We start from the raw sequence: 17,765 nt of genomic DNA on the forward strand, positions 1-17,765 counted from the left end.
GGTGGGCGCGCGGGTGCTGACCGCCAGCACCCCGGCCGCTACTCCCCGTTCGCGCCGTCGAAGACGGGGAAGAGGAAACCGTCGGCGAGCAGCTGCCGCACCTGCGCGGTGAGCTGCGTGCGCAGAGCAGCCGGGTCGACGTCGAGCAGCTGGGCGAGCGCGCCGCTGATCGAGGCGAGGTCGAGGCTGCCGTCACTGACGCCGAGCAGCCCGGCCAGGGCGGTGTCGGCGGTGATGGTGCGGCCGAATCCGGTGCCCTGTTCATAGGTGATGGTGTGCGGCTGGTCCTCGCCCGGGGTGTGGTGACGGTGTTCGACGAGGTCCTGTCCGCGGATGAACGCAGTGGCCTGCAGGGTCTCGTCATCGGTCTCGGCGAGCCATTCGAGCACCGCCAGCCGGGTGTCGAGCACGGCTGCCAGAGACGCAACGTCTCCGGCCAGTGGGCCGGACTCCTTGCGGTAGTGCACCGCCCGGCGGCGGTGCGTGCTCTCCGCCGCAGGGCCGGCGGGTTCCGGGAGCCGGTGCAGACGGATCCATCCGAAGCCGATCCGCTCGACACCTCGGGAGCGGAAGTCCGCCAGCCAGGCGGCAGTGTCGCGCACCCAGCGCTGGCTCATCCGCGCCACGCCGCCATCGCGGATCCACGTTTCAGCATAGGCCACCGGGTCGAGGCTCTCGCGCTCGATGAGCAGCAGCGAGGTCTCCGCAGCAGCGCTGCCGGGCGTGCTCAGCTCGTCGAGCCAGCGGACCGGGGCCGGCGCCTGGGCGTCGAGCACTTGGGAGTTGGGCACTTGGGCGTCCGGCAGCTGCGGGTTGGGCACTTGGGCGTCCGGCACCTCGGGCGCGGCCACGTCACCGGCAGCGCCGGGACCATCTGCGCTGTGGCGGCCGGCGAAGTGGTACTCCCAGTTGCCCAGCAGCACCGCGTGGCCGTCGGGGCGCAGCAGCTGCGGGATGCCGGCGATGAGCCCGGCCATGATCGCATCACCCGGCCGGCCGCCGTCGCGGTATTCGAAGGTCTCGGTCTCACCCTGCGGGGTGATGACGAAGGGCGGATTGGCCACGAGCAGGTCGACAGGTTCGTCGATGGGTTCGAGCATGTCGCCGCGGCGGAACTCTATGTTCGCGATGCCGTTGAGGGCTGCGTTGAGCTCGGCGATGGCGAGCGCGCGGGCGGAGATGTCGGTGGCGATGACGCGCTCGCTGTGTGCGGCGAGCAGCAGTGCCTGGATGCCGCAGCCGGTGCCGATGTCGCAGGCGAGGTCGACGGGCATGCGCGGGGTGATCGCGGCCAGCGTGCGGCCTGCTCCCCCGAGCCCGAGGACGTGGTCGCCTGCCAGCGGTTCCTCGCGGGTGAGGGTGCCCCAGTCGGCGGCGATGAGCAGCCCGTCGAAGGAGGTGATGGTGAGGGCCGCGCGCAGGTGGTGTGTGGGTTCGGGGGTGCTGGTGGGTTCCCGGGCGTCGGTGGCGATGAGCCAGCCATCAGCCTGAAGCGCGGCGCAGAGGTCGGGCCCGCACGCCTCGGCGACGAGGCCGGCGTCGACGGGCTGGTCGAGCAGGAAGAGCAGGGCGAGCACCGCCTCGGGCGCGGCCACCGCACCGGCGCTCACGCGCGCCTGCACCTGGACGATCGCCGGGGCGGCGTTCGAGCGTTCCAAGGCGGCCTGCGCGTGCGAGTCCCACAGCGGGGCGGCGTGGGAGTCGAAGGGCGCGGCCCGGCGCAGCAGCTCTGCGAACGCGCGCAGGGTCTGCGGGTCGGAGGCCGGGACCGGGGCCGAGGTGCGGCTGGAGGCAGGTGGCTGGCTGTCGTTACTCACGGGTTCCACTGTACGAGGCCGCGGCCGGCCGCGGGCGGTGTCCGGGGCGGGTGGCGCGATGCAGCCCGGGTGGCGGGCGATGTCCGGGACGGGTGGGACAATGGATCCCTATGACGCAGCGGCAGGATGCGGCCGGGGACAGCCGGCTGCTCGACCTTGTCAGCGGGTTCGGTCAGCGCGAGGACCGGATCCGCCATATCGAGACACTTCCGGCGCGCTCCGCTCAGCACGCCGACTGGCCGGAGTGGGTGCCCGCCGAGGTGGTCGCCGCCTGGCAGTCGCTGGGTGTCGAGCGGCCGTGGACGCACCAGGTGGCGGCAGCCGATGCGGCCTTCGCCGGTGACGACACGGTGATCGCGACCGGGACGGCCTCGGGCAAGTCGCTCGGGTTCCTGCTGCCGGTGCTCGAGTCCTTCGCTGCCACCCGCGAGGCGGTGCCCCGGCAGCAGGCGACGGCCATCTATCTCGCGCCGACGAAGGCGCTGGCCCACGACCAGATGGACACGGTCAGCCAGCTCGTGCTCGCGGGGCTGCGCCCGGCGGCCTACGACGGGGATGTCTCGCAGGCGCAGAAGGACTGGGCGCGGGCGCACGCCAACCTCATCTACACGAATCCGGACATGCTGCATCGCACGATCCTGCCGCAGCACGCCCGATTCGCGCGCTGGCTGCGCAATCTGCGCTACGTCATCATCGACGAAGCCCACCGCTACCGAGGTGTCTTCGGCTCGCATGTCGCGCTCGTGCTGCGGCGGCTGCTGCGCCTGGCCGCCCACTATGGGGTTGCTCCGGTGGTCATCGGGGCCTCGGCGACGATGGCCGATCCGGCCACCGCGTTCGCCCGGCTGACCGGGCGCGCCTGCACCGCGGTGACGGAGGACGGATCGCCGCGGGCGGCCGGGCACTTCGTGCTGTGGGAGCCGCCGCTGGTCCCCCATGCTGCCGGTGATCCCGACGCCGAGGTGTTCGCCGCCTTGGGTGTGGACGATCCGCTGGGCATCGGGGATGGGGCTGACGGGGATTGGAGCGACGGGGGTGGGGGCCTCGGGGGCAGTTTCGACGGGGGTGGCGTCGATGATCCGCTCGGCGTGCTCACCGATGGTCCGCAGCGCCGGTCGACGATCGCCGAGGCGGCTGATCTGCTCGCCGATGCGGTGTGCGCTGATTTCTCCGCCATTGCCTTCATCGCCTCCCGACGCGGCACCGAGGCCCTGGCCGAGGCGACCCGGTCGGCGGTCTCACGCTCCTACCCCGAGCTCACCCGCACCGTGGCCGCCTACCGCGGCGGATACCTGCCCGAGGAGCGCCGCCTCTTGGAGACCGGTCTGCGCACCGGCCGGCTGCGCGCGGTCGCGTCGACGAATGCGCTGGAGCTCGGCATCGACATCGCCGGCCTCGACCTCGTCGTCATGGCCGGCTGGCCAGGGACTCTGGCATCCCTGTGGCAGCAGGCCGGGCGTGCCGGACGTGCAGGCTCGGACTGGCTGGCGGTCCTCATCGCCCGCGACGATCCGCTCGACACCTATGTCGTCAACCATCCGGAATCCGTCTTCGGCTCCCCAGTAGACGGCGGTGTCATCGACCCGTCGAACCCGTATGTGCTCGGCGGGCATCTGTGTGCTGCCGCTGCCGAACGCCCGCTGACCGCGGCGGATTTCAGTCTCTTCGGCGATACCGCGGAGAAGACGATCGAGCAGCTGACGGCGGCGAATCTGCTGCGCCGCAGACCCACCGGCTGGTACTGGACGAAGCGGGAACCGGCTGCCGCGCTGACCGATATCCGCGATGCCGGCGGCGGCATTGTGCGATTCGTCGACGCAGCGACCGGAACGGTGCTCGGCACCGTCGACGACGCCGGCGCGCAGCGCCACTCGCATCCGGGCGCGGTCTACGTCCATCAGGGACAGACCTTCGTCGTCACCAGCCTGGATCTCGATGAGCGGGTCGCGCTCGTCGAACCGCGCACCGTCGACTACACCACTCAGCCGAAATCCGTCACCGAGATCAGCATCGAATCGGTCACCGCCAGCCGGCCGCTGCCCTCCGGCGGGCAGGTCAACCTCGGCATGGTTGAGGTCCTCGAACAGGTCACCGGCTACCAGATCCGGCAGAACGGCACCGGGGTCGTGCTCTCTGAGCACGCCCTCGATCTGCCCGAGCGGACTCTGCGCACCTCTGCAGTGTGGTGGACCGTGCCCGAGGCGCTGGTCGCCGACGCCCAGATCAGCACCGGCGACCTGCCGGGTGCCGTGCATGCTGCTGAGCATGCCTCGATCGGCCTGCTTCCGCTGTTCGCCGGCTGTGACCGGTGGGACATCGGCGGCGTCTCAACCGACCGCCACGCCGATACCCGGAAGACGACGGTGTTCGTCTATGACGGCCAGCCCGGTGGCGCCGGATTCGCCGAACGCGGCTTCCACGCCTTCGATGCGTGGCAGACTGCGACGCTGGAGGCGATTGAGGCCTGCGAGTGCATCTCCGGCTGCCCGTCGTGCGTGCAGTCGCCGAAGTGCGGCAACGGCAACAACCCGCTGGACAAGGATGCTGCCGAACGGATCCTCACCGAGCTGCTGCGCGGCACCATCCCGCCGCAGGGTAGCTGAGACACAGACCAGCGAGCTGAGACGTCCTCAAGGCCCGCCGGAGCTGCCGGCGACAGCCCTGACTTCAAGTGCTGGCAGCGGCCCGGGCAACGGCGCTTTCACGGTGACGGTGGCTGTGCCCAGATCTGGGCGGGCGATGCATTCGCTGAGCTCCAAATCTGCTCTGCTCGCTGTTTCGGCTGCCACTTCGCAGGGATCACCTGGGGCGATGCCGCGCGCGGCATCTGCGGCGGCCAATGCCGCCAGGTCGGCGGTACCGGCTGCCTGCGCATGGACGAGGAACGCCTGCCCGCCGAGTCCAAGGCCGGCGACGAGCGCGAACGCTGCAGCAGCGATCATGATCGCCGCGACGCTCGTCGAACCTGCATCACTGCGCAGGCTGAGATCACTGTGCAGGCTGAGATCACTATGCGGCCGAGCTTCGTGGCGCGGGCCGGCATCGCGCAGCTGTTTCTGCTGTTGCGTCTCCGTCGTCATCCCGTGCCCTCCGTGCGAGCGGTTGCCGAGGATTCGACGCGGTCCTGCACGAGGCTGATCGGCCGGGGCAGACCGATGACGACTGCCACGCGTGTGTAACCGCCATCGGTGGTGACGGTGACATCTGATCCTTTGCCCGCGCGCTTCTCCGCCTCGGCGACGACGGAGTGCTGTGGTTCTCCGCGAGCGGCCTCCCGGGCTGCGGCGCGCGCGGCGTCGTAGGCGCGCAGCTGGGTCATCCCGATCGTGGTCGCGCCTGCGAAGAGCGCCAGCAGCAGCACCAATGCGGGCAACACCATCGCGAACTCCGCCGTGGCCGCGCCCTCATCCCGAGGCCGGGACCGCCGGCGCTCCTCGCAGGCTGTTGAGGTCATCTCAGCCTGCCAGCCCGAATGCCGAGGTGATGACGCCGGTCACGAGCTCCAACAGGGTCTCGCTCTTGAGCAGTGTGACAAGCAGCGCGGCCAGACCGCAGGCTGCAAGCGTCGTAATTGCGTATTCCGCTGTCGTCGCTCCCTCATCCGATGCCAGCTGCTGGCTCAGCAGCCGGGTGGGCTGTGCAGCTTTCGACTGTGGTTCCGGACGGTCGAGCGGCTCGGCTGAGCTCTGGGGTGTGTTCTTCATGGTGTCTCCTCACTGTGTGCCTTCGCGGGCGATGCTGCGCCGGCCGGGACGGCCTTCGCCCCTGGCCGGCGAGCTGATTCCAGGATTCCGGCAGCCGGCTGCAGCGAACAGAGACCGCCTGCGGCCTGTGGATGCCGCGCATCTGTCCACATGCGGCAGGACGCACCCGCTGGCATGATCCACACCGCTGTGCGTGCATGTCTGGCCACGATCCGCACCGCGGCAGCGCACGCCGCGGGACTCACTGGAACACTCCGGCCATATCGGAGATCAGGGTGATGACGACCGGCACAATGCCCAGCAGAATGAATGCCGGCAGAATGCATACGCCCAGCGGCACCACGAGCGTGACACCCAGCCGCGCTGCCGCCAGCTGCCGACGCCGATGCTCGCTGCGCCGCAGATCAGACGACAGCCCGCGCAGCAGCGGGGCGAGCGCGACACCGGTGTGACGGCTGAAGTCGATGAGCGCCACGACCGGCCGCAACTGTTCGTCCACCTCGGCGGCGGCCACAGACTTCCGGTCCGGGCCGTTCTGTCCGAGGGCGATCGCATGCCCGAGGCGGCCGAGACCCGACCTGTCCCCGCCTGCCTGTGCGGCGAGGATGAGCGCACGTTCGGTCGTCAGACCGCTCTGCAGGCAGATCGCCACGAGCTCCAGGTCGAAGGCCAGATGATCGGCCGCCGACTCACCCCCGCCGCGACGGGAGCGGGCACGCACCGTGCCGGGATTCGGCTGCTGCTCGCCACCTCGGGCGCGGCCGTCAGGAAGCGTGTCAGAAGCGGACAACGCGCTGGAACCAGACAGCGCACCGGAACCGGACAGCGCGCTCGTCAGCCGCGAAAGGCGGCCGGCGGTGCCCGGGTCAAAGAGCACGAAAGCCGCGCCGACGAGCCCGCCGATGGCGAGGATGAGCGGCCAGCTCATTGGGCTCTCCTCAGCATCGAACGCATCCACATCCGCCCGATGAGCAGCAGCGCCACACCGCCGCCGAGGCTCAGCGCCCCGGGCACAGTGGCGATGAGGCGCAGCGGGTTGGCGCCGATGAGCGCGCCGAGGCCGAGGGAGAACACCGGTAGCCAGGTGAGCACTGTGACCGTCGACTGCGGTCCGGCCAGGGCGACGGCGCGTTCGCGGGCGGCATCGGCCTTCTCGCGGCTGGAGGCGGCATAGCGGGCGAGCATATCGGCGGCCGGTGCGCCGGCGGTTTCGGCGACGAACCACACGGCGGCCATGCCGTCGATGATGTCGTGCTGGGCGGCCGGCAGCTGGCGGGCGTGGCGGCGGATCGCTTCGTGCGGGCGCTCGCCCAGCCGCAGTGAGCGCGACATCCGGGCGAGCACCACGGCCGTGCGCGGGTCGTCGCTGAGCTCGCCCAGCTGGCTCATGATCTCCTCAGGCGGCATGCCCACGCGCAGCAGCTCGGCGGCCCGGTCGATGAGGGCGATCGCTGCTGCTTCGGCGTCCGCGCCCGAGGTGGCCCGCGCCTTGGCACCGGGCGTCTGGGATGCGACGGCGCGGGTCTCGACGGCGCGCTGGGGCAGCAGCTGGCCGAGGCGCCGCGCGGCAGTGTCGGTGCTTATGAGCCACCAGCCGACAGCGGCGAGCGCCCCGATGACGGTGATGAGGAGGCCGGTCATGTGCCGGTTCCCGTCGTGCTGCCGGTTCCCGGCGTGCTGCCGGTTCCCGGCGTGCTGCTGGTGCTTCCACCTGTGCTGCCGCGTTCGGCCAGGAGAGTGGTGAGCATCTCGAGTCCGGCTGCGTCGAAGCCGGTGGCGGCATGCCAGACCGGGTGCATGGTGATGCGGCCGTTCGTGGGATCAGCGCGCGGAACGCTGAGCTCGCTCACCTGCCGCAGCGAGCCGGTGGCGGCGGGGTCTCCGGGGCGCAGTCGGCGGATGTGGATGATGACGTCGATGGCGCTGGCGACCTGTGAACGCACCGCGGCCGGCGCCATCCCGGCCAGGGCGCCGAGCGCTTCCAGGCGGGCGGGCACCGCCTCGGCGGTGTTGGCGTGGATGGTCGCACATCCGCCCTCATGACCGGTGTTGAGCGCGGTGAGCATATCGCGCACCTCGGCGCCGCGGCACTCGCCGACGACGAGCCGGTCCGGGCGCATGCGCAGCGCATTGCGCACGAGATCGGTCAGCGTCACGGCTCCGGCTCCTTCGACATTGGCCTGCCGCGAGGACAGCTGCACGACATGTGGATGATCGAGGGTCAGCTCGCGGGAGTCCTCAACGATGACGAGCCGCTGATCAGCGGCCGATTCGGCCAGCAGCGCCCCGAGCAGTGCGGTCTTGCCGGAGCCGGTGCCGCCGGAGATGAGGAAATTCGCCCGGCGGGTGAGCACCTGCTGGAGCAGTTCGGCGATCGCCGCCGGAACCGCACCGGAGTCGATGAGCTCGCCCAGGGTGAACCCGCGCGGGCGCGGAATCCGGAAGGACATGACCGTGTGCTCACCCGACAGCGGCGGTATGACCGCATTGAGCCGCACCCCATCGGGCAGCTGCACATCGACGAGCGGCGTCGAATCGTCCAGGCGCCTGCCGCCGAGTGCGGCGAGCCGAACGGCAAGGGTGCGCACATCCGGTTCCCCGCCCAGCGACAAGCGCACCGGCACCAGCCCGGTGCCGCGGTCGACCCAGATGTCGCGCGGGCCGTTGACGAACACATCGGTGACCCCGGGTTCGTCGAGCAGCGGCTGCAGCGGTCCTGCCCCGGCCAGCTGCGCGGAGATCCGAGAGACGAGTTCGAGCAGCGCGGCCGAGCCGATGACGCGGCCGGTGCGCTGCACCGCGGTGGCCACGGCCGAGGCGGTGATCGGGCCGGGATTCTCCAGCAGGTGGGCGCGCACATCATTGATGAGGCCCGGTTCGATCCATTCGCTCATCGCCGACCAGCGCCCACGGCATTCGAACCGCCGAAGATCCGGCGGCCAACAGAGCTGCCTGCGAGGCCACGGCTTTCGCGGCCGGCACCGGACAGCCCACCTCCGGACAACCCGCCTCCCCGCGCTGCGCTGCTGACCAACCCGCCACCGGACAACCCGCCACCCGGCACCGAGCCGCCGGCGAGGATCCCTTCCAACACCTCGGCGGCGAAGCGCTTGAGCCTGGTGCGGGCATAGGGGATGCCCTCACCGCGGTCGACCTGCCCGGCCAGCGCGGGATCGTCCCGATAGCTGCCGAGCAGCTCAAGGTCGATGCTCTCGGCGACGAGCGCGGGGTCGAGCCCATTGCGGTCGACGCTGCGCACGGCTAAGCCGACAGCCGGGTGAACCGTGCGCAGCCGACTGGCCACACATGAGGCCGCAACGACTGCGCGCACGCGAGCCGGCGTGACGAGGACGAGGTGGTGGCAGCTGGAGGCCCATTCAACCGGAGCATGCCGCGGCAGATCGACGATGACGAGGTCGAAGGCCTGCTGAGCGGCCGTGATGACGGCATCGAAGACATCACCGGAGAGATCCGCGTGGCTCTCCCGATCCCACGACAGCACCGAGAGCCCCTCACTGCGCGGCAGCGCCTGCGGCAGAGTCGAGGGGCGCAGTCGCCCGCGCGAGGTCGTCAGCGCCGGCCAGCGCAGCCCGTCGATGTTCTCGTAGCCGAGCACCAAGTCCACTCCCCCGCCCAGCGGGTCGGCGTCGAGCAGCACCGTCTCGACCGCCTCGGCGGCGGCATGGCGGGCGAGCGCACAGGCCAGGACCGAGGCGCCGGCCCCGCCCGAACCTGCGACGACCCCGATCGTCGTGGCTGGGCTGCCGGGCGGTTCGACGGCGTGGATCATCTGCTGGGTCAGCCATTCGGCTGCGGCCGGGAGCACCGCGACAGTGTCGGCACCCAGGCGAGCGGCCTGCTGCCAGATCTCGGCCCCGTGGTCGACGGCGACGAGCACGGTCGGCGCTGACAGGGCCGGCAGCGGGTCGGCGACGTCTTCGCCGAGGAGCACGAGGACGGCGTCCTGCCAGCCGCCGGTGTGCGGGGCGAGCACGTCGAGGCGGATGCCGATGCCGTCGGCGAGCGCGGCGCACTGCTCGGCAAGACTGGTCAGCTGGGTGACGAGTGCGATGCGGGACATGCCTCCAGGCTTCCTGGAAGCTCCCGCGCCCGAGGTGCCGGCCGCCTCGGCTGTGGATGGTCGGCTTCGCTTCCCGCACCTGTGACCACAGGTCGGCGGCTCTCAACTGGCTGGGCATTGCTGCAGGTCAGCGCGCCGCAGCAGGGATGCTGCGCGTCGGCCGGGCGCTCCGGCCGCGCATCCACATGGGCTGACCGGCCGTCGATCCACAGGCCCCGGCACGCAGGTCACCTCCCCGGCACCTCGGGCACGGGCCGGTATCCACACCTCGCGAACCAGCCGAGACACGACTGCGCGCCCTGGCTCGCATGTGTCACACGTGCCAGGGCGCGCAGTCCAAGTGAGCGCCGTCAGGCGGTCAGATCAGCCGCGCTGGATGCCCTCCAGGTTGCGCAGCAGACCCTCCTGGCCGGTGGCGTCACGGACGGTGAAGGTCGAACCGTTGTCCGACAGCGCCAGGAACCACTCACCCGGGGTGACGGTGAACAGCGGGCGGCCGGTGCTCGGGTCGATCGCCTCGCGCGGCTCCGGGACGGCGAACCAGAAAGGCTGCGCCTGTCCGCTCGGAACCGCGTGCTCGGACTCGCCGGTGTCGATCGTCGACTCGGCGGCCGGGCTCCAGGCCTGGGTCGGCTGGTTGTAGTCCTGCACGTCGCCTGCCGCTGCCACCGCGCCCGAGGTGCCGGGCACCTGCGCGTCGTGGACCTGCGCATCGTGCGCCTGCGCGTCGTGCGCCTGCGCGTGGTCGGCCAGGCTCCAGGCCTGAGTCGGCTCGTCGGAAACGTATCCGCCCGACACGGCCGGTGCGCCTGCCGCTGCGGTCTGCTCCGGATCCTCGGCCTGGCCGGTCGCGGAGCTGGTGTCAGTGACGTCGTCCGTCATGGAGCTGCTGTCCGTCACTGCGGCTGCGGTGCCGGAGCTGTCGCGCTCATAGGCGCGGAACCACTGGGTCGGCTCATTCGGATCATCGGTGGCCTGCTGCTGTTCGCCGCGCACCCGAGCCTCGCGGCGGGTTGCGGGCTGACCAGCCTCCGACTCGATGCCGGCCGCGACCGCGGCGCTCGCGGAGGACGAGCTGTCCGCGGCGGGAGTCTCCACAGCAGGAGTCTCCACGGCGGGGGCTTCAGTGCCAGGAGTCTCCGCGACAGGAGCCTCGACGCTGGGCGATTCAGTGCCGAAGCTCTCTGCCGCACCCGCGGTCTCTGCGCCAGGTGCCGGGGCACCCGCGTCCGCGGAAACGGTGTCGGCGACCGGCGCCTCGGCGGCGGTATCCACAGCCGGGGTCTCAACTGCAGTGTCAGCGAGCGGGGCAGCCGCTGCGCTGTCGGCGGAGGAGTCCTCGGAGGCCGCCGCATCAGCAGCAACCGCGTTCGCCTGGTAGCTATCCACAACTGCGGAGGAGTCAGCGTCCGAATGCTCGGCCGCCTCAGCGCCCGCGTGTTCGGGCGAAGCAGCGTCGGCGTCATCGGTGGATGCGGCGGCCGCACCCATTCCGGCCGCACCCATTCCGGCAGCGGCTGCGCCGGCGCCGAACGCTGCAGCATCCGCACCGGCAGTGCTGTCGAAGTCCGAGACGGCAGTGCTGTCGGAGTCAGCAACAGCGGCGTCAGCAGCACTGTCGTCAGTCGCCTCCGCCTCGGCAGCTGCGCCGGCGGCACCAGTCTCTTCAGCAACGCCAGCGTCCGCGAAACCTGCGTCCGCGGCACCACTCTCATCAGCAACGCCAGCGTCCGCGGCTGAGAAGTCCTCACCGTGGGTGCGGCCGCCCGCCATGAAGGCCTGGGTCGGTTCGCTCTGCGTGTGCTGTGGCGACTCCGGCGTCTGGTTGCCCAGGTAGGCCTGGCCGTCATCGGAGGTTTGCTGCTGGCGCGGTTCCTCACCGGCGGCGAAGTCGCCAGCCTGTGCGCTGTCGTCGCCGGCGTTCATGCCCATGCCCACAGCAGCCGCTCCTGCAGCGCCGGCCGCACCGGCACCGACGGCACCTGCGACCGCGCCGGCACCCTGGCTGCCGGATTCCTCCGCCGAGGTGTCGGCAGCGGTTGGCTGCGAGCCGTACGGATTCTGCTGGGAACCGTAGGCGTCCGGCTGCGAACCGTAGGCCTGCTGACCGTACGGGTCCTGCTGAGCCGGCTGCGCCGCGAAGTCCTGGGCGGGCTGGCCGTACTGGTTCTGCTGATCTGCCACGCCCGGCTGGCCGTACTGATCCTGCGCCGGCTGCTGCATAGCCTGCTGCGGCTGCTGGCTGTACGGGGCCTGCTGCACGGGCTGCTGTCCGTACTGGTCAGCCTGTCCGGCTGCACCCTGAACCGGCTGGCCCTGTTCAGCGGCTGGGGCGACCGGGTCCACCGGAGCTCCGGGCTGGCCCATTGCGGCTCCAGCCGGCGCACCGAAACCAACCTGCGCGCCAGCGCGGGCGACCGGACGTGCCTTGGGGTGGGCCGACACCTCGGGACGGGCAGCGAACTCCTGCGCGAAGAACGGCACCTTCGTGAAGACGCCCGCGAAGAACGTGATGAGGGTGCCGAAGAAGGCGAAGTAGGCGCCCACGTGCCAGGCAGCCATGGAGTTCGGGGACAGCGCGATCTCGATCACGCAGGTGGCGAAGGCCACCGAGGCGAGCACCGAGATGAGCTGGTCTGGGCTCAGCGATCCGATGCGCTGCGGGAAACCGCTGACAGTCTTGTTGAGCAGGGTGAGCACACCGACGATGAGGAGCAGCAGCGGCCACATGAGCAGCACCGTCCAGCCGTACCGCGTGCCGACGAGGAAGGAGTACGCGCCGCCCAGGTAGCCGTACGAGAAATCACGATAGAACGGCATGATGAGGGCGATGAGTCCGAACAGAGCGCCCACGAGAAGCAGGATGTCGCGCAGCGTCAGCGGCCCGAGGAGTGCGCCGCCTGGCTTCGGCGCCGCCTGCTGCTGCGGGTAGCCTGCGGCCCCGAATCCGGCCTGCGGCTGGCTGCCGAACTGCTGCGGCTGGCTGCCATACGCCGGCTGCTGAACCTGGGGCTGCTGGCTTCCATACGCCTGACCCTGGCCGCCGTACTGCTGGGGCTGCTGGCTGCCGTACTGCTGCTGCGGCGGCTGACTGCCGTATGCAGGCGCCACCGGATGCTGGTCCGGCTGCTGACCGCCAGGCTGGTAGGGAGTGCTCATAATCGGAAGTTCTCCTCAGTCGTCGTGACCTGGCGCTGTGGCCGGGCCTCAGGCCCGCAGGCGCCGGCTGACCTCTGGAGCCGACCGACGCCCCGCAGAGCCTCGCTGCACGTACACATGTCGTTGGCTAGCTTACCGATAACGCCCCATGCAGATGCCAGTTGCGACGGATTTCGGCCATTCTGCACCGATTTCCCACACTGTGACCCTCTGAGACCGGCGGGCTTAACCGGCCAGAAGAATGGATGTAAGGTGCACCACAGGGGCCGATAGTTTCCTGTGAGGGGTCGATTGCTCCCTGTGAGGGGCCGAGAGTTCCCTGTGGCCACGTTTCCCTGCACGCCGAAGATGTCGGAGGTAATCGTCATGACAGAGCAGAGCCAGCAGAGCGCAGACCAGATCTTCCCGCCGCCGGAGGAGTTCAAGAAGAACGCCAACATCGGCATCGACGAATACGACAAGGCCGCTTCCGACCGCCTCGGCTTCTGGGCTGAGAAGGCCCGCGAGCTCGTCGACTGGGAGGCCGACTTCACCGAGACCCTCGACTGGTCCGACCCGCCGTTCGCCAAGTGGTTCATCGGCGGCCGGCTCAACGTCGCCTACAACTGCCTCGACCGCCACGTCGCGGCTGGCAACGGCGACCGCGTCGCCATCCACTTCGAGGGCGAGCCCGGCGACTCCCGCACCTACACCTACGCCCAGCTCACCGCCGAGGTGTGCAAGGCCGCCAATATGCTCACGAGCCTCGGCGTCACCTCCGGCGACCGCGTCGCCATCTACATGCCAATGGTGCCCGAGGCGACGATCGCGATGCTCGCCTGCGCCCGCCTCGGCGCCGCCCATTCCGTGGTCTTCGGCGGCTTCTCCTCCGACGCCCTGCACTCGCGCATCATGGACGCCGAGGCGGAGGTCGTCATCACTGCCGACGGCGGCTTCCGGCGCGGCAAGCCCTCCCCGCTCAAGCCGGCCGTCGACGAGGCGGTCGGCCGCGGCGACACCCCGGTCAAGCATGTCGTCGTCGTGCAGCGCGCGCAGAACGACATCGAGATGGTCGAGGGCCGCGACCAGTACTGGCACGAGCTCATGGCCGAGCAGTCGGATTCCCACACCCCGGAGTTCTTCGACTCCGAGCATCCGCTCTTCATCCTCTACACCTCGGGAACGACCGGCAAGCCCAAGGGCATCCTCCACACCTCGGGCGGCTACCTGACCCAGGTGCTGTACTCGATGCAGGCAAGCTTCGACATCAAGCCCGAGTCCGATGTGTTCTGGTGCACCGCCGACGTCGGCTGGATCACCGGCCACTCCTATGTCGCCTACGGCCCGCTGGCCGCCGGCGCCACCCAGGTCATCTACGAAGGCACCCCGGACACGCCGCACCGCGGCCGCTGGTGGGAGGTCGTCGAGAAGCACAAGGTGTCGATCTTCTACGCCGCCCCGACGGCGATCCGCGCATGCATGAAGTGGGGCCGCGAGCATGCCCAGAAGTTCGATCTGTCTTCGCTGCGCCTGCTCGGCTCGGTCGGCGAGCCGATCAACCCCGAGGCGTGGCTGTGGTACCACGAGGTGATCGGCCAGGGCCGCTGCCCGATCGTCGACACCTGGTGGCAGACCGAGACCGGCGCACACATGATCGTGCCGCTGCCCGGTGCGCTCGACCTCAAGCCGGGCTCCGCCCAGCGCGCCCTGCCGGGCATCAGCGTGTCCGTCGTCGACGACGCCGGCCAGCCGTGTGAGCCGAATGCGGCCGGCTTCCTCACCGTCACCGAGCCGTGGCCGTCGATGCTGCGCGGCATCTACAAGGACCCCGAGCGCTTCAAGGAGACCTACTGGTCGCAGGTCGAGGGGCAGTACTTCGCCGGTGACGGCGCGCGCTTCGATGAGGACGGCGACATCTGGTTCCTCGGCCGCATCGACGACGTCATGAACGTCTCCGGGCATCGTCTGTCGACCGCTGAGATCGAGTCGGCACTCGTCTCCCATCCGGATGTCGCCGAGTCGGCGGTCGTCGGCGCGGCTGATGAGACCTCCGGCCAGGCGGTCATCGCATTCGTCGTGCTGCGCGGCAAGGCCACGAAGGAGGAGGGCACCGCCGAGGCGCTGCAGAACCATGTGCGCCGCGAGATCGGCCCGATCGCCAAGCCCAAGCAGGTCTACATCGTCGATGAGCTGCCGAAGACCCGCTCGGGCAAGATCATGCGCCGTCTGCTCAAGGACGTCGCCGAGAACCGCGGCGTCGGCAATACGACGACCCTCGCCGACGCCTCGGTCATGGACGTTATCGCCAGCCAGGTCGCCGAGGGCTGACCCGGCTGGCGGTTGCCCAGCCACCACCTCGGGAGCGGCGGCCCGTGCCGGAAGCATCCGGTGCGGGCCGCCGATCCGCGTTTCGGCGCGGTCCGCGCGCCCGGTCGTTTGTCAGCCCGGCAGAACGCATTAGGCTAGAGTCCAGCAGCTGTACCCACTGACGCACCTATGAAGGAGCCAGCATGTCCGAGCGGTCGATCTCCCAGCTCATCAAAGACATCCAAGCTGATGGCCAGGCGCTCGTCCAGGAAGAGACGGCACTCGCGAAGGCCGAAGCCACCGACGGCGCCAAGAAGCTCGGCATCGGCGCCGGTCTGGCGATCGTCGCCCTGTTCCTGCTGTTCCTCGGCTCGCTCGTCATCACCTTCCTGCTCGTCGCCGTCTTCCACGAAGCCGTCGGCCTGTCGTGGTGGCTGAGCGCGCTCGTCGTGTTCGGCATCTTCCTCGTCCTCGCGCTCATCCTCGTCGGCGTCGCAGTGCCGTTCCTCAAGAACGGCAACCCGACCCCGCAGTCGGCGATCAGCTCCGGCAAGTCCGCACTCAATGCCATCAGGCGGGCGCTCACCAACCCCTCCGGCCCGCGCGTCTGAGGCACCGACTGAACCACTGGCTGAAGCCTGCATCCCCACGTGTGGACGCAGGCTTCAGTCGTGTGCTGGGGCCGCCGGGCTCGGCGCGGCGGGCGTGTGCCGCGCCCCCACAGACCCAGCAGCCAGCAGAGCGGCCTGCAGCTCAGAGCTCGATGTCGATCCGGGCGGCGCGATCCCAGTCGCGCGCCCACCCCATCTCGTCGAGCGCGAACTCCAGCAGCGCGGCAGTGAAGCCCCATACGCGCAGCACGCCGACGTCGAAGGCCGGGGTGACATAGGACCGGTCCGGAGCGGCGAAGGTGCCGCGGTTCTCCGGAGCGACGAGATCGGCGACCGGCACGCGGTAGACGCTCGCCGACTCCCCGCGATCCACAGCCCACACATTCGTCGGGTGCTGCCACCATGCGACCACCGGGGTCACTTCGAAGGAGCTGACCGGAATGTAAAGCGGGTCGAGGGTGCCGACGATCTCCACCCCATCCGGGTCGAGCCCGGTCTCCTCTTCCGCCTCGCGCAGGGCCGCCGCGATCTCATCAGCGTCCTCCGGGTCGCGCCCGCCGCCAGGAAAGGCCACCTGATTGGGATGGTGGCGCAGGTTCGCCGAGCGCTGCAGCAGGAGCACATCGACATCGGCGACGCCAAGGCGGGAGAGCCGTTCGTGCTCGCGCTGACCGCCGGGAGTGCGCGGCTGCTGGCCACGGCCGAACAGCATGAGCACAGAGGCATCGCGCACCGGCTTGTCGTCCTTCTTCTGCCCGCGCCGCAGCCACTTCTCATTGCCGCCGGAGGCCGCCAGCCGCTCAAGCGCGGTGCGGGCCGGGTCACCGGGCCCGGGCACCCACAGACTCACGCCCGCCCCTCCCGAGGCGCCGGTCCCGGCTGGGAGGTGCGCCCCGCCTCGGGCGCGGTCGCCTCAGCCTTTGACGCAGCCGCCTCAGGCTCCACCTCGGCCTTGGGCGCCATCTCGAAGCGCAGCATCTTCTCGGCTTTGACCGGGTCGAGCTCGCCGATCCCGAAGCTCGGGCACAGCTTGGCGATCGGGCAGGCGCCGCAGGCCGGCCGCCGCGAATGGCAGATCCGCCGGCCGTGGAAGATCATCCGGTGCGACAGCAGCGTCAGGTCCTTCTTGGGGAAGAGGGCCACCACATCGGCCTCGACCTTCGCCGGATCCTCATGCGTGGTGAACCCCATCCGGCGCGACAGCCGGCCCAGGTGCGTATCGACCGTGAGGCCGGGGATGTCGAAGGCGTTGCCGAGCACGACGTTGGCCGTCTTGACGCCGGTTCCCGGCAGGCTCACGAGGTCCTTCTGGCTCGCCGGCACCTCCCCGCCGAAGCGTTCGACGAGCTCACCGGCCAGCCGCACGATGTTCTTGGCCTTCGAGCGATAGAACCCGGTCGAGCGAATGAGCTGCTCGACGTCCTCGATCCGGGCGTGGGCGAGCGACTCGGCATCGGGGAAGGCCGCGAACAGCCCAGGGGTCACGGAGTTGACGCGGATATCGGTCGTCTGCGCCGACAGCACGGTGGCGACGAGCAGCTGGAACGGCGTCTCGAAGTCGAGCTCGCACCGCGCATTCGGGTACACCTCGGCGAGGATCCGGTGGATCTTCCGCGCCCGCCGCGTCCGCCCCAGCGGCGTCTCCTTGGCAAACCGGCGCGCACTCTTCTCAGCGACACTCAGCATGCCCCCAACCCTATCCACTCGCCGTGACACCCAGGTCCGCACCTCGCTTCCCGCGCCCGAGGCGGGGCTGCCTTCGCGCCCGAGGCGGGGCTGCCTTCGTGCCCGAGGCGCGGGTCGCCTTCCGCGCCCGAGGCGGGGGTTGCTTTCCGCGCCCGAGGCGGGGGTTGCTTTCCGCGCCCGAGGCGGGGTCGCCTCGGGAGCCGGGCAGCGACCTCGGGAGCCGGGCGCCACCTCGGGAGCCGGGCGCCACCTCGGGAGCCGGGCGCCACCTCGGGAACGGGCCGTTTCAGCTCGTGGAGAACTCTGCCCCGCAGCACGCCCAGCAGGAAGAGCGCGGCCGATCCGCCTGTTACGATCTCTGGGGCGTTACGCGCGGGTAGCCGCTCGCACGGCATGACGCTGTGCGCGGCATCCAGTAAGG

14 protein-coding genes are annotated in these 17,765 nt (G+C 70.3%); 3 read left to right on the forward strand and 11 right to left on the reverse strand.

Going from position 1 to position 17,765, the window contains the following annotated elements:
* Positions 1–38: 38 nt before the first annotated feature.
* Entirely contained in the window at positions 39–1,817 is a 1,779-nt protein-coding gene (locus tag ACFFN1_RS03090) for a methyltransferase (protein WP_376838494.1), read from the reverse strand.
* Between the two features lie 110 nt (positions 1,818–1,927).
* On the opposite strand from ACFFN1_RS03090, the gene ACFFN1_RS03095 reads away from it, so the two are divergent.
* The gene (locus ACFFN1_RS03095; RefSeq protein ID WP_376838496.1) at positions 1,928–4,420 is read left to right on the forward strand and encodes a DNA 3'-5' helicase SftH; all 2,493 of its coding nucleotides are present in this window, start codon (positions 1,928–1,930) and stop codon (positions 4,418–4,420) included.
* 27 nt (positions 4,421–4,447) lie between these two features.
* On the opposite strand, the gene ACFFN1_RS03100 is transcribed toward ACFFN1_RS03095, so the two are convergent.
* The 8 genes from ACFFN1_RS03100 to ACFFN1_RS03135 all read right to left on the reverse strand — a co-directional run bounded on the left by ACFFN1_RS03100 (position 4,448) and on the right by ACFFN1_RS03135 (position 12,761).
* Complete coding sequence (locus tag ACFFN1_RS03100; RefSeq protein ID WP_376838498.1) at positions 4,448–4,897, reverse strand: Rv3654c family TadE-like protein; 450 nt, start codon at positions 4,895–4,897, stop codon at positions 4,448–4,450.
* On the reverse strand, positions 4,894–5,196 hold the full coding sequence (locus ACFFN1_RS03105) for a TadE family type IV pilus minor pilin (protein ID WP_465251190.1): 303 nt from the start codon (positions 5,194–5,196) through the stop codon (positions 4,894–4,896). The genes ACFFN1_RS03100 and ACFFN1_RS03105 overlap by 4 nt, the downstream gene beginning before the upstream one ends.
* Before the next feature lie 76 nt (positions 5,197–5,272).
* Complete coding sequence (locus tag ACFFN1_RS03110; protein ID WP_376838502.1) at positions 5,273–5,521, reverse strand: DUF4244 domain-containing protein; 249 nt, start codon at positions 5,519–5,521, stop codon at positions 5,273–5,275.
* A 241-nt stretch (positions 5,522–5,762) separates the two neighbouring features.
* Positions 5,763–6,449 carry a type II secretion system F family protein gene (locus tag ACFFN1_RS03115; protein ID WP_376838504.1) on the reverse strand — a complete coding sequence of 229 codons (687 nt, stop codon included), beginning with the start codon at positions 6,447–6,449 and terminating at the stop codon, positions 5,763–5,765.
* Complete coding sequence (locus ACFFN1_RS03120) at positions 6,446–7,162, reverse strand: type II secretion system F family protein (protein WP_376838505.1); 717 nt, start codon at positions 7,160–7,162, stop codon at positions 6,446–6,448. Before ACFFN1_RS03120 ends, ACFFN1_RS03115 begins: the two co-directional genes overlap by 4 nt.
* Entirely contained in the window at positions 7,159–8,415 is a 1,257-nt protein-coding gene (locus ACFFN1_RS03125) for a TadA family conjugal transfer-associated ATPase (protein WP_376838507.1), read from the reverse strand. The genes ACFFN1_RS03120 and ACFFN1_RS03125 overlap by 4 nt, the downstream gene beginning before the upstream one ends.
* Positions 8,412–9,602: a septum site-determining protein Ssd gene (gene ssd, locus ACFFN1_RS03130; protein WP_376838509.1), complete on the reverse strand. Its 1,191-nt coding sequence runs from the start codon at positions 9,600–9,602 to the stop codon at positions 8,412–8,414. The genes ACFFN1_RS03125 and ssd overlap by 4 nt, the downstream gene beginning before the upstream one ends.
* Before the next feature lie 363 nt (positions 9,603–9,965).
* A complete protein-coding gene (locus ACFFN1_RS03135) occupies positions 9,966–12,761 on the reverse strand; it encodes a hypothetical protein (RefSeq protein WP_376838511.1) in 2,796 nt (931 codons plus the stop codon).
* 366 nt (positions 12,762–13,127) lie between these two features.
* On the opposite strand from ACFFN1_RS03135, the gene acs reads away from it, so the two are divergent.
* Both acs and ACFFN1_RS03145 read left to right on the forward strand, forming a co-directional pair.
* Positions 13,128–15,068 (forward strand): acetate--CoA ligase, encoded by a 1,941-nt coding sequence (gene acs / locus ACFFN1_RS03140; RefSeq protein ID WP_376838513.1) that lies wholly within the window; start codon positions 13,128–13,130, stop codon positions 15,066–15,068.
* Positions 15,069–15,250: 182 nt separating this feature from the next.
* Positions 15,251–15,658, forward strand: coding sequence for a phage holin family protein (locus ACFFN1_RS03145; protein WP_376838515.1), 408 nt, complete (start codon positions 15,251–15,253; stop codon positions 15,656–15,658).
* A 142-nt stretch (positions 15,659–15,800) separates the two neighbouring features.
* Here ACFFN1_RS03145 and ACFFN1_RS03150 read toward each other — a convergent pair whose 3' ends face one another.
* Entirely contained in the window at positions 15,801–16,508 is a 708-nt protein-coding gene (locus ACFFN1_RS03150; RefSeq protein ID WP_376838517.1) for an NUDIX hydrolase, read from the reverse strand.
* A complete protein-coding gene (gene nth / locus ACFFN1_RS03155) occupies positions 16,505–17,344 on the reverse strand; it encodes an endonuclease III (RefSeq protein WP_376838519.1) in 840 nt (279 codons plus the stop codon). The genes ACFFN1_RS03150 and nth overlap by 4 nt, the downstream gene beginning before the upstream one ends.
* Positions 17,345–17,765 lie beyond the last annotated feature (421 nt).

It is taken from the genome of Brevibacterium otitidis, assembly GCF_042429315.1.
In the GTDB taxonomy this organism is placed as follows: domain Bacteria; phylum Actinomycetota; class Actinomycetes; order Actinomycetales; family Brevibacteriaceae; genus Brevibacterium; species Brevibacterium otitidis.